Genomic DNA, 13,428 nt, shown 5'->3' with positions numbered 1-13,428 from the left:
CCCACCAAATCTGTAGGTAAATAAAGCACTAGGGGGTACCAACCTGCCGTACCCCTAGAGAAAAAAATGGATTTTTGGCAGCCCCCTTTATTTTATGGCGATTCCAAGCGCAGCACTGCCATAAACGCTTCTTGGGGGACATCCACCGTACCCACGGCTTTCATGCGCTTTTTACCCTTGGCTTGCTTTTGGAGCAGCTTTTTCTTCCGGGAAATATCACCGCCGTAGCACTTCGCCAGCACATCCTTGCGTAGGGCAGGAATCTGTTCACTAGCGACAACGCGACTACCGATAGAAGCTTGGAGAGGAATTTTAAATTGGTGGCGAGGAATCAGTTCCTTAAGTTTTTCCACCATCGCCCGACCGACATTGTACGCCTTGTCGCGGTGGACAATCATTGCCAAAGAATCAACCGCATCGCCATTAATCAAAATATCCAGCCTCACCAAAAAGTTCTCCTGGTAGCCGATGATCTGATACTCCATACTGGCGTAGCCGCGAGAACGAGACTTAAGTTGATCGAAAAAGTCGGTCACGATTTCCGCTAAGGGCAACTCATAAACTAAAGTTGTTCGCCCTAGAGTGAGATATTTCATATCCTTGAAAACGCCCCGCCGAGATTGACACAGTTCCATCAACGTGCCAACGTAATCTTCCGGTGTAATCATCTCTACTTTGACGTAGGGTTCTTCAATTTTCTCCCGTTCCTGCGGTGAAGGTAAGGTGCTGGGATTATCAATATTCAAGACTTCACCCTTGTTCGTAGTGACGCGGTACACCACAGAAGGGGCGGTAGTGATCAAGTCCAGGTTGTACTCTCGTTCTAAGCGTTCTTGGACGATCTCCATGTGCAGCAATCCCAAGAAGCCGCAGCGAAAGCCGAAGCCCATCGCACTAGAGGTTTCCGGTTCGTAGTTCAAGGAAGCGTCATTGAGTTTGAGCTTTTCTAGGGCATCCCGCAAGTCTTCGTACTGAGCGGCATCTATCGGGAACAAGCCACAGAACACCATCGGTTTGGCTTCGGTGTAACCCGGTAGAGCGGTTTCAGCCGGAGTGGCGGCGAGGGTAATCGTGTCACCAACACGGGCGTCTTCGACAGCTTTAATGGCAGCCGCAAAGTAACCGACTTCCCCAGCGTGAAGTTCTTCAACCTGAACTTGTGTAGGGGAAAGGATGCCCAACTCGTCAATTTCGTACTCTTTCTTCGATGCCATCAAGCGGACGCGATCGCCTTTTTTGACCGTACCATCCATGACTCGAAAATAGACAATCACTCCCCGATAGGGGTCATAGTAACTGTCAAAAATCAACGCCCGCAACCGCTGATCTACTGTGTCTTTTGGCGGGGGCACCAAATGTACAATAGACTCTAAAATTTCGGGAATCCCAATTCCTTCTTTTGCCGATGCCCTAATCGCCCCGCTACAGTCAAGCCCGATAATTTCCTCAATTTCGTTGATTACCCGTTCCGGTTCGGCTCCTGGCAAGTCAATTTTATTGAGGACGGGGATAATTTCTAGGTTATTTTCTAGGGCTAAGTAAACATTTGCTAATGTCTGGGCTTCCACTCCCTGAGAGGCATCGACAACTAATAATGCCCCCTCACAAGCCACTAGCGATCGCGACACCTCATAGGAAAAGTCCACATGCCCCGGTGTATCAATCAGATTGAGGACGTACTGCTCACCGTCACGGGCAGTATAGTTCATCCGTGCCGCTTGCAACTTGATGGTAATACCTCGCTCCCGCTCTAAATCCATGTTGTCCAGGAACTGTTCTTTCATCTGCCGATCGTCCACCGTGCCCGTGGTCTGTAGCAAGCGGTCTGCTAGAGTGGATTTTCCATGATCGATATGAGCAATGATCGAGAAATTGCGGATGCGCGAGACGGGAACGTCAGTCATAGTTATTCACAGGTCACAAAAAAGAACCAGCAACCAAAGAGTCAGTAGCACTTAATGTATTTTAATGTTTCCGCAATTCCTGTGGATGTTATAACAAGCTCGACAGGATTCAGTGCCTTTGCCACTCTCAAGTGAAGCCTTGGTTTCCCAGTCTCCCGCTTCTAGACAGTCTTAGCCAGCCGAGACCGCGCCAACAGACAAGATTGCTTTTGCTATCTTAAGCCAGAGAAGCTTAAATAAAGTGGCTCTTTAGTGGAGACAAGTGCTATTGACTGAGTAACTTAAATAGTTATCGTAAAATGCATTTAAAAGAAACTCCCCTGAGTAAACATGAATGAGCATGCCTTACACCGCGAACATTCCCCTGATAAAGAAGAAATTTCCATTCATATAGACGTCGAACTTGTAGACCAAATTAAGCACCTGACGAACGACCCTAGTAAGGTCATTGAAACAGCAATTCGGCAGTGGCTGAGAGGGGAACGTCAACGAGATGACGAGCTAGCTCGTACCTTAGAGCGCAATCCTCCGGTGCCGCCCCGTGGGGAATGGAATGATTAAATCAGGCTCAGGCATTTTGCCAAAAAATCGGTACTGAGGCTTTGAGCCACAGTTGATTGCATCTACAGGGGTTCGCTACATCTTAATTTCGTAACTTGCAGTTCCCAAGTTCCTGCTAATGATTGCTTCTGCTAACTCTCAAAGTCCTCAATATTGGTATAACCCTATGGAATCTGCAACTGCACAAGGCAACGTTAGCTTTTTGCAGGATCTAGGTTCAGAACTGGTATTTACTCAAGATGCGTCAGGTCAGTATCTCTCGTTTTACTGGCAAAATGCTGAACGCTATGACTTGAGTCTAGAGAAGGTGGTAAAAGTACCCTTAAAGGAGACCTTTCACCCCGTGGCTCTAGACTGCTATCAGGCACAAATCCAAAGAGTTTTAGAACGACGAACTCCAGAACGTGGCGTCTACTCCTTTTGCTATGCTGACCAACATTTTCCAGTGGAGTTAGTCATTAGCCCCATTTTGCCAAGGGAGGGTAACGCCACTACCGTACTCGTGATGGGGTATCTATTGCCCCAGGCGCTAGCTTCAACGGTGATGGAGCCAATTTTGCCACCGCTTGCTGATCCCTACAAAAACCTCCAAACCCAAATTTCCCGCAGCATTCGTCGTACCCTTGATCTCGACACAATTTGGCAACGTACCGTCACGAGTTTAGGCGAAGCTCTCGCGGTTAGTCGCTGTATTATTTGCTCCTACAAACCAGAGCAGCAGACGATTAATGTAGAAGCAGAGTACTGCCAGAAACCCTTTAGCTCAATGTTAGGTCAACGGCTGAAACTCGCCCTAGAGCCGCACCTAAGACAGGCAATCGATAGCGAAGAACCCGTAGTTGTCGAGCAAATCACTCCGACGACATTTGAAGAACAATCAGTCTTAGTGGTTTCAACTTCCTATAAAGACAAACCCAATGGTTTGATTAGCTTGCAACAATGCGATCGCCGCCGTCACTGGACTGTTGCAGAAATTGAACTCGTGCGGGAATTAGCCGATCAAGTGGGTACGGCGATCGCTCACGGCACCCTCTATAAAGAGCTAGAAGCAGCTAGGGCGCAAGCAGAAGAAGCCTCTCGGCTGAAAAGTCAATTTCTCGCTAATACAACTCACGAACTCCGGACGCCCCTCAATGGCATTATTTGTAGCCTGAAGTTAATCATCGATGGATTGGTAGACAGCCCAGAGGAACAAAGTGAGTTCATTGATGACGCTCACCGCTCGGCTCTCCACCTCCTCGATATCATCAACGATATCCTCGACATTGCCAAAATCGAAGCCGGGAAAATGGAGCTGGATTTAAGCCCTGTCCAGCTCAACGAACTGATGCATGCTGTTGAGAAGTTTACAAATAATCAGGCACAGGAAAAGAAACTGAGCCTTAATATCGAGCTACCTCCCACCCACGATAATGTGATTTTATTTGGCAACTACCAACGATTGTTGCAAGTGCTACTGAATTTGGTAGGCAATGCGATCAAATTTACCCACGAAGGCGGCGTGACAGTCAGCACGGAAATTGTGAAGAAAAAGGTGACGCTGAAAAACCACAAACTTCCTGGCGTGGTGAAAGTGCGCGTTGCTGATACAGGAATTGGGGTCTCTCTCGACAAGCAAGACAAGCTTTTCCAATCTTTTAGTCAAGTTGATGGGGAACGCACTCGCCAGTACGGAGGAACAGGCTTAGGACTGACGATTTCCCAGAAACTCGTTGAAAGCATGGGAGGCGTGGTCAATTTTTACAGCATGGGGGAAGGACTAGGTTCAACAGTCACCTTCACCATTCCGTTGTATCAAGAACCCGTGATGATTTCTTCGCAAACATCAGAATCAGAAGGCATTGAGCTGCTTAATTTAGGGATGGAATAGCTTCTAACGAGGTGTGGCGCTGAGGAAGCCCTTTGCGGGGATGAAAGCAAAAATTAACTTTTTCTTTGGCTTGAGCGATCGCGTTTCCAAGCCAGTATACTTTTGCATGGGAACGCGAGACGCCTTTACCCGAAGGCTCAGTCGAGATTGATTACAAAAATGCGATCGCGCTGACTCAACGCAGTCAGTAACAATTTCTACAATATAAAAAGTTAATTCAAGTAAAGTTCTATGACGACAGAGCAAACCAAAGCGCGGGAAATGTTTCAGGCTGCCTACGAAAACCGCTACACATGGAACGAAAACTTCCCTGGCTACAGTGCTGATGTTGAAGTCAAGCAAAATGACGAAGTTTACAGCGGTAAAGTTCAAATCAATCGCGATCTCACTGTAGAGGTCACCGGAATCGAAGACGAAAAGGTACAAGAAAGCGTCTACAACCAGATGCGTGATATTGTCACTCACCGCAAGCGCTCATCCTTTGAAAAGGCTCATGGCAAAAGCGCCTTTAGCCTGGGGGAAGAAGACCCCACAGGTGCGGTGGAGATTCTGGTAAAAGGCGATTCCATGGGATCTAACTACAAAGTCCGAGGCAAAGAAATTAGTCAAGTCAGCCGTGTCATGGGACCGATGGCATTCACCATCAACACAAAAGAAAGTCTCGACACTGGAGAAGGCTATGTTTCATCAGCCTACAACGCTGTTTTCCGCAACGCCAAGACAGGCGATGTCACTGGCAAACAAGACTTCGAGGAGACATTTGAAAAAGTCGGCAACTACTACGTGATGACGCGTCAAGTCGTTCACTCCATCAAAGGCGACGACAAAACCAGCACGGAGTTCAATTTCTCCAACATCAAGCTCTTAGAACCCGCTACAGTCTAGCGTTTTTATCCTCAAGGCTCGGTCACTCAGCCATCAATAATAGTGCGATCGCTAAACCAAGTAACTAGTGCCGTTCGGATATCGATCCTCATTGATGGCGAGTAGCCGATTTCTGTAGCTCTGTTGAGGAAAGTTAGGATAAACACAGAGCGAAAATTGCAAGTAAACAATCACAAAAGGTAGATTATGTCTCAAACATTGGCACTCACTCCTGAAAACGTCGAAACGGTTTTGGATGAATTGCGTCCTTACCTGATGGCTGATGGCGGTAACGTTGAACTCGTTGGCTTAGATGGCCCAGTGGTCAAACTCCGCTTACAAGGTGCTTGCGGGTCTTGCCCTAGTTCAGCCATGACCCTGAGAATGGGCATTGAGCGTCGCTTGCGCGAATTTATCCCAGAAATCGTTGAAGTCGAGCAAGTGATGTAGAAATTAGGGACGGTGGGGTAGGCAGACAAGTATGAAGGATGAAATGCTGGATATATTCACGTTGGTAGCTTTCAACTTGTTTACTTTCAACCTTCAACTAAATCCTGACTACTCAAAACCCAGCACGCTCTACCCCATCCCTAGTCCCTAATTGCCCACCTCTGGCCTAAACACTTCTATGTCTTATCCTTTATACGTCGCGTTTATCTGGCACCAGCACCAGCCGCTGTACAAAAGCCGCACGGGTACCACCGATGCTCCGGGTCAGTATCGTCTGCCTTGGGTGCGACTGCATGGTACGAAAGATTATTTAGATTTGGTATTGCTTCTAGAGGATTATCCTAAGTTGCATCAAACGGTGAATTTAGTTCCCTCACTGATTTTGCAACTGGAAGATTATATTGCTGGCACTGCCATAGACCCCTATTTGGCGGCGGCTTTGACGTCTAGCGATCAGCTCTCTCGTCAGCAACAAGAATTCATTATTGAACATTTCTTTGACGCCAATCATCACACCTTAATCGACCCCCATCCTCGCTATTCACAGCTGTACCACATGCGGCAGGAGAAAGGGGCAGTGTGGTGTCTGGAGAATTGGACAGACCAAGATTACGGCGATTTGCTGGCGTGGCACAATCTGGCATGGATTGACCCGTTGTTTTGGGATGACCCAGAGATTGAGCAGTGGTTGAAGCAGGGACAGAATTTCAGCTTAAGCGATCGCCAACGTATTTTCTCCAAGCAAAAAGAAATCCTCAGTCGCATCATCCCGCAGCACAAAAAAATGCAGGAGGCAGGGCAGCTAGAAGTCATTACCTCGCCCTACACCCATCCGATTTTGCCCCTGCTAGCAGATACAAATGCGGGACAGCGGGCAGTGCCCAATATGGCATTACCCCAGCAACGCTTCCAGTGGTCAGAAGATATTCCCCGGCACCTGAGCAAAGCGAGAGAGATGTACAAAGAGCGATTTGGTTGCGCTCCTCGTGGCTTATGGCCTTCCGAGCAATCTGTAAGCCCGGAGATTTTACCCTACATTGCCCAACAGGGATTTGAGTGGATTTGCTCAGATGAAGCCGTCTTGGGCAATTCCATTAACCACTTCTTCCACCGCAATGAAGCGGGCAATGTCTCAGAACCGGAATTAATTTACCGTCCCTATCGTCTAGAAACACCCGATGGGCCGTTATCGATTGTCTTTCGCGACCACCGCTTGTCCGACTTAATCGGCTTTACCTACGGGTCGATGGAGCCAAAACAGGCAGCAACGGATTTGGTGGGACACTTAGATGCGATCGCCCGTTCCTTGAAACACCGTCAACCCGGCGGTGGCTCCTCCCTAGAACAGCCGTGGTTAGTCACCATTGCCCTAGATGGGGAAAATTGCTGGGAATACTACGAAAAAGACGGCATTCCCTTCCTGAAGTCTCTCTATCAGACTCTCAGCAATGAGAGCAACATCAAGCTAGTCACCGTTTCCGAGTTCATCGAACAGTTTCCCCCCACAGAAATCCTCCCCGCCCAGCAACTGCACAGCGGTTCCTGGGTAGATGGCAGCTTCACCACTTGGATTGGCGACCCTGCCAAAAATCGCGCCTGGGATTTGCTAACTACCGCACGGCAGACCTTAGCCAATCACCCAGAAGCAACGGAAGAAAATAACCCAGAAGTTTGGGAAGCTCTTTATGCGGCGGAAGGCTCAGACTGGTTCTGGTGGTTTGGCGAAGGTCATTCTTCAAACCAGGATGCGATGTTTGACCAATTGTTCCGGGAACACCTCGCTGCAATCTACCAAGCCCTCAACGAGCCAGTTCCTCCCAACGTCAAGCAAGCGGTGGAAATTCATGCCCTTCGCGGCGATCATCGACCGGAAAGCTTCATTCATCCGATCATCAACGGCTGGGGTGATGAGCAAGACTGGGATCAGGCAGGTCGCATTGAAATCGGCGGCGCACGGGGGACAATGCACCGCAGCAGCGCCGTTCAGCGGCTCTGGTATGGGGTAAATCACCTCAACTTCTTTTTGCGCTTGGACTTCAAAGCGGGCGTGCAACCGGGCAAAGATATCCCTGGAGAACTGCATTTACTCTGGTTTTATCCTGAGCGAACAATGCACAATAGCCCCGCACCCTTGGCTGAGGTACCCGACGAATCCCCCTTAAATTACATGTTCCACCACCACCTTGGTATTAACCTGCTGACTCAAAGCTGTTGGCTTAAAGAGGCAGCAGAACATCACCAATGGTCTGCCCGTGTTAGCCGCGCTCAAGTCGCCTTTGAGGAGTGTCTGGAAGTGGCAGTCCCCTGGGCAGATTTACACATTGAGCCAGACTTTCCCTTGCACCTAGTTGTCGTCTTGGCAGATAACGGTATTTTCCGCAGCTACATACCCGAAAATGCCTTGATTCCGATTCAAGTTCCCTAAAGATGGGAAAGAGATTCGGTGAGTCGGGGTTTCTCGTCAGTTGGGATTGATCCTAAGTCCCTCCGGCTCCCCATCTCCCCATCTCCTGAGCACCTGCTCATCCCCGTTTCCCATCGTCAGTCTCATTTCTCAATCGCTTTCGAGTCCGAAAAACCTCTAAAGTGAAGAGATGGGTCAGATAAGTAACTGTGCGGCATGAGTACTGTTTGGGAATTAGATTTTTATTCGCGTCCGATTTTGGACGAAAATCAAAAAAAAGTTTGGGAAGTTTTAATTTGTGAAAGTCCTCTGGACACGCGGCAGTCCACTGACTCGTTGTTTCAGTATGCTCGGTTTTGTCCGAACCAGCAGGTCAATTCACTTTGGTTGCGGGAGGTATTGGAGGAGGCGATCGCTAAAGCCCCCCAGCCGCCCCAAAAAATTCGCTTTTTCCGGCGGCAAATGAGCAACATGATTACCAAAGCCTGTGACGAGTTGGGTATTGCTGCCTACGCTAGCCGCCGTACCTACGCCCTGAATCGGTGGACAGAACAACGCATCCAAGACTTTTATCCCCAGCAGCCAGGGTATGTAGCCTCGGCGGCGGCTTCCTCCTTTGTTCGTTATCAACCACAGACGCCACAACGTTTACCGGATGCCTTGATCGGTCAGCAGTGGGCATTTGTCACCTTAGAAGCCGCTGCTTTTGAGGAGATGGACGAGTGGGAAATTAATTTTGGTGAAGCCTTCCCGATTTCTATGTTTGACCTCGCTCCTGATGCCCGGATTCCTGGTGTGGTGATTTTTTCTCCGAGAGCGACTCCTCTGGCAGGCTGGATGTCTGGTTTAGAGCTGGCGTTTGTGAAGTTTGATAGTGGTTCTCCAGCCCGATTGCTTCTGGAGACGGGGGATAGTGATAGCTGGATTCTGGCACCCATTAAAGACCCTCAAATCATCAAGGAAGCTACAGGATTTGAGGAAGCCAAGCAAAAAGCCCAGAATGTCCATTTTCTCGCTGTTCAGGAGAACCCAAATACAGAATCCTTTGCCGGATTTTGGCTGTTGCAAGAGTTGAGCTAGGAATTGGGGATTAATGAGTACTAACGACTTACCACAAACAGTACCGATTCAGCAGCTATTAGAGTTGGCGGCTTCGTCAGGGGCAACGAGTGCAGAAGTCTATCAGTCGCGATCGCAATCGCGGCCTGTTTTTTTTGAAGCTAACCGACTCAAACAGCTAGAAAGTACTCAATCCGAAGGGATAGCGTTGCGGGTTTGGCGAGAGGGGCGTCCAGGACTAGCAGTTGCTTATGGCCCTGTGGAACCCCAGGATTTGGTAGAGCGGGCGATCGCCTTATCAAAGCTCAATGAACCGGAAACCGTCGAGCTGGCGGACGGGCGAACGTCCAACTATCCCGATCTGGGGGAGGTGGTGCCTGTCGAGGAACTAGTGAAAATGGGGAAAGAGGCGATCGCCAGAGTGCGAGAGGTTTATCCTGATGTACTATGCACGGGGCAATGGGAATGTGAAGAAGAGACAACGCGCCTGATCAATTCTCAAGGACTAGATTGCTACTACACCGATACAACCTTGAGCTGCTTTCTTGCCGCTGAGTGGGTGCGGGGCGATGACTTTTTGAGTGTTTCCGATGGGCAAACCCAGCGCAATCAGCTGGACTCGGAACAAGTTGCCCAGCAAATCTTACAGCGTTTAGCTTGGGCAAAGGAAAATGTTGCCCCGCCGAGCGGTCGGGTGCCGATTTTGTTGACGGCAAAAGCAGCAGATTTGCTCTGGGATACGGTACAAGCGGCATTGGATGGTAAGCGAGTTGTGGAGGGGGTCTCACCCTGGAGCGATCGCTTAGGACAAACCGTCGTCTCAGAAAACATTACCTTGTCTCAGCAACCGGATTGGGGCCCATTTAGCTGTCCCTTTGATGATGAAGGGACTCCCACAAAGCGACTCTTGTTTATTCTCGAAGGACGATTGCAGCAATTTTATAGCGATCGCACAACCGGACGTCAGCTCGGTACAGACTCGACAGGAAGTGGTTTTCGTCCCAGTTTAGGCAGCTATCCTACCCCCGGACTGGTGAATTTGCTCGTCCATCCCGGACAGCAATCTCTTTCCGACTTGATCGCTCAACTGGATGAGGGACTGATTATCGACCAAATATTAGGCGGCGGCGCAGGAATCGAAGGAGATTTTTCGATTAACGTGGAGCTAGGCTACCGCGTGCAGCAGGGGCAAATTATTGGTCGCGTGAAAGACACAATGGTTGCGGGTAACGTTTACTCTGCCCTCAAACGCTGCCTTGCTATAGGCAGTGACGCCGATTGGAACGGCCCGTGTTACACGCCATCGTTGATTGTGGAAGGGCTATCAGTGACGGCGGGGAGGTGAGTCGGTGAGTCGGTGAGTCGGTGAGTCCTGAGTCCTGAGTGGGCAAGAAAGTATGAAGTATGAAGTATGAGGTATGAAGTATGAGGTATGAGGTATGAGGTATGAGGTATGAGGTATGAAGTTATCACTGCTCCCCTGCTCCCCATCTCCTCATCTCCCCAACCTCAACACTCACCGAGTCAAGACTCATAAACTAGTGACTAATCCAGTTGTTGGTTACTGGTAGAGAGCAAATGCCACAGGACAAAAAACTCTTCGCCAAACTCTCGCCACAATTACAAACTTGGTTCCGACCGCGACAACGATTGGCGATCGCGGAAGCTTGTCTGATTGGTCTAGTATCTGCTCTTTCTGCTGTTTTACTGAAATACAGTATTGGCGTTTTAGGTTCGTGGCGCATTCAATCAGCGCAAGCACTGCCTGCGTTCTTCGTTTTACCAGTTATTGGACTTTCTTTCGGTTTACTTTCTGGTTTACTGATTGAGTATCTCGCCCCGGAATCCACAGGGAGTGGCGTACCGCAAATTAAAGCCGTCCTTGCCCGATTTCCCATGCCCTTAGATTTACGGATAGGGCTGGTGAAGCTAGTAAGCACTATTTTTGCTCTCGCGGCGGGGCTGACGTTAGGAAGACAAGGGCCGACATTACAAATTGGTGCAGCAGTCGCCGCGCAACTTAGTCACTGGGTGCCCACCTCTCCCGACCATCGGCGTCAAATGATTGCGGCAGGAGCCGGGGCAGGGTTAGCCGCAGGCTTCAACACTCCGCTGGCTGGGCTTCTCTTTGTCGTTGAAGAACTACTCCGCGACCTCTCTAGCCTGACTCTTGGTGTAGCGATCGTTGCCGCCTTTATTGGTGCAGCGGTCTCACGGATTTTGGGGGGTGGCAGTCTCGACCTCAATTTACAATTACAGGCAATTTCTACTAGCTTTTCTGCCCCAGAAATCCCCTTTTATCTTTTACTCGGTAGCCTCGCTGGGTTGCTAGGTGGCTTGTTTAATCGGGGTATTTTTGCCAGTCTTAGCTTTTATCATCGCTTACCCCTTAGCTTGCCCCTAAAGATCGGCTTGGCAGGATTGATTTCTGGCTGCCTTGTCGCTTTGCTCCCCGATATCTTTCGAGACAATGCTGGCTTACGAGAAATTCTGATTACGGGTGGGGGTGGGGCAGGTTGGCAGATTCACGCGATCGCATTTATCGTACAGTTTGCTCTGACTTTGGTTGCCTATGGCTCTGGCGCACCGGGTGGTCTGTTTCAGCCATCTCTGGTTTTGGGTTCGGCGTTGGGTTATCTGGTAGGGGCTTTACAGTACCAGGTTCTCGGACTGGGAGAGCCGATTACTTACGCCCTAGTCGGCATGGGAGGATTTTTCAGTGCCGTGTCGAAAGTGCCGGTGACAGCGATCGTTATTGTGTTTGAGATGACAACTGACTTTAATCTGGTGCTGCCGTTGATGATGACTTGTGTCACGTCTTACTTAGTAGCAGACCGGATTGCCAAAGGGTCGCTTTATCAACGGCTTTTAGAACGCAATGGCTACACTCTCCCTCAAGAAGCAAGCACCAATGACCCTCTATCAAGACTAAAAGCATCAGACATAATGCAACGGCGGGTAGAAACCTTATCCAGCCAGATGCACTTAGATGAGGCGATGCAGGCATTTTCTCGCTCCCATCATCGTGGATTTCCTGTGGTTGATGACGGCAAGTTGGTAGGAATTGTTACCCAGACTGACTTGGCTGAGGCAACTCAAAGTCAGCGGAATGAAGAAACGCTCCTGTCTGAGTTCATGACGCCTAAGCCAATCTTCGTTAAACCTGTGGACTCTTTAAGTCAGGTGCTATATCTGCTTAACCGCTACAAACTCAGCCGCCTTCCGGTAACTGAGGGGCGAAAGTTGGTGGGAATTATTACTCGCGCCGATATTATTCGCGCTGAAGCTGACCAACTTTCCGGCGAAATGGCTCAACTCGGCCCGGTGCCAGAACCTTCCTATGTGGTTTACCAAACCCGCGCCCCAGCAACGGGAACAGGACGGCTGCTGATTCCCCTGGCAAATCCGCAAACTGCGCCGATACTGCTGCAACTCGCCGCCGCGATCGCCAAAGACCACAATTATGAACTAGAGTGCCTACAAGTCATCATCGTTCCCCGCCACAGCAGCCCAGCAGAAACCCTCGTGCAGACGACCAAGAGTCGCCGCTTGCTACATCAGGCGGAGCAACTGGGGCGGAAGTTTCACCTGAGTGTCCATACTCAGATTCGCGTTGCCCACGATACCGCCTCTGCCATCTTAGAGGTAATTAAAGATCGTCATATTTCTTCCCTCTTGATGGGATGGAACGCCGAACCATCCGCTTCTGGTCGCATCTTGGGCACAGTTGTAGATACTTTGATTCGGCAGGCTCCTTGTGATGTTGTTTTAGTGAAATTAGGTCATCGAGATGAGGTTTCTCAAGATGGCACAGCCGTTGCTGCCTGTCCGTTACCGGACGCTTGGAATCATTGGTTAGTGCCCATTGCAGGAGGCCCGAACTCTCAACACGCCCTAGAACTGCTTCCGGCTTTCACAAACATTGCTCATGAACCCTCAATCACCGTGACGCAAATTTTCTCACCGTTGGTTTTATATCCGGATACGACGCTGCTGGAAAAGGCGGCTTACAACTTAAGCAACCAAATCAAAACTAAGGTCATGACGCTGCCTGTGCATTCTCAGTCTGTCTCTGAGGCAGTGATTCATCTGGCTCATGCCGAACCCTACGATGTTGTTGTCTTGGGCGCTACGCGGGAAGGTTTATTGCAACGGGCGGTGCATGGCAATATTCCTACAGCGATCGCCCGTGGAGTGAACAGTACCGTAATTTTGGTGCGCGGGGCGTCGGAGGGAAATCATAAATGAGTGGTGGGCAAGAAAGTATGAAGTATGAAGTATGAAGTATGAAGTATGAAGTATGAAGTATGAAGTAT

General features: G+C 49.6%; 9 protein-coding genes. 8 read left to right on the top strand and 1 reads right to left on the bottom strand.

Going from position 1 to position 13,428, the window contains the following annotated elements:
• Window positions 1-92: 92 nt before the first annotated feature.
• The gene (gene lepA, locus AC5JR3_RS22295; protein WP_495848753.1) at window positions 93-1,904 is read right to left on the bottom strand and encodes a translation elongation factor 4; all 1,812 of its coding nucleotides are present in this window, start codon (window positions 1,902-1,904) and stop codon (window positions 93-95) included.
• Between the two features lie 330 nt (window positions 1,905-2,234).
• On the opposite strand from lepA, the gene AC5JR3_RS22290 reads away from it, so the two are divergent.
• The 8 genes from AC5JR3_RS22290 (at window position 2,235) to AC5JR3_RS22255 (ending at window position 13,360) form a co-directional block, all read left to right on the top strand.
• A complete protein-coding gene (locus AC5JR3_RS22290; protein ID WP_495848752.1) occupies window positions 2,235-2,465 on the top strand; it encodes a hypothetical protein in 231 nt (76 codons plus the stop codon).
• Window positions 2,466-2,631: 166 nt separating this feature from the next.
• The gene (locus AC5JR3_RS22285) at window positions 2,632-4,335 is read left to right on the top strand and encodes an ATP-binding protein (RefSeq protein WP_495848751.1); all 1,704 of its coding nucleotides are present in this window, start codon (window positions 2,632-2,634) and stop codon (window positions 4,333-4,335) included.
• 231 nt (window positions 4,336-4,566) lie between these two features.
• Window positions 4,567-5,220, top strand: coding sequence for a DUF3386 domain-containing protein (locus tag AC5JR3_RS22280; protein WP_495848750.1), 654 nt, complete (start codon window positions 4,567-4,569; stop codon window positions 5,218-5,220).
• A gap of 186 nt (window positions 5,221-5,406) precedes the next feature.
• On the top strand, window positions 5,407-5,649 hold the full coding sequence (locus tag AC5JR3_RS22275; protein ID WP_495848749.1) for a NifU family protein: 243 nt from the start codon (window positions 5,407-5,409) through the stop codon (window positions 5,647-5,649).
• A gap of 178 nt (window positions 5,650-5,827) precedes the next feature.
• Window positions 5,828-8,074, top strand: a complete 2,247-nt coding sequence (locus tag AC5JR3_RS22270; RefSeq protein WP_495848748.1) for a glycoside hydrolase family 57 protein — start codon at window positions 5,828-5,830, stop codon at window positions 8,072-8,074.
• Between the two features lie 195 nt (window positions 8,075-8,269).
• A complete protein-coding gene (locus tag AC5JR3_RS22265; protein ID WP_495848747.1) occupies window positions 8,270-9,133 on the top strand; it encodes a Tab2/Atab2 family RNA-binding protein in 864 nt (287 codons plus the stop codon).
• A gap of 13 nt (window positions 9,134-9,146) precedes the next feature.
• A complete protein-coding gene (locus AC5JR3_RS22260) occupies window positions 9,147-10,457 on the top strand; it encodes a TldD/PmbA family protein (RefSeq protein ID WP_495848746.1) in 1,311 nt (436 codons plus the stop codon).
• Between the two features lie 233 nt (window positions 10,458-10,690).
• Complete coding sequence (locus tag AC5JR3_RS22255) at window positions 10,691-13,360, top strand: chloride channel protein (protein ID WP_495848745.1); 2,670 nt, start codon at window positions 10,691-10,693, stop codon at window positions 13,358-13,360.
• The last annotated feature ends 68 nt before the right edge of the window (window positions 13,361-13,428 follow it).

The organism is Kastovskya adunca, assembly GCF_059505785.1.
Note: the sequence above shows the minus strand (reverse complement) of the source record. Positions and strands in the feature narration are given on the sequence as shown.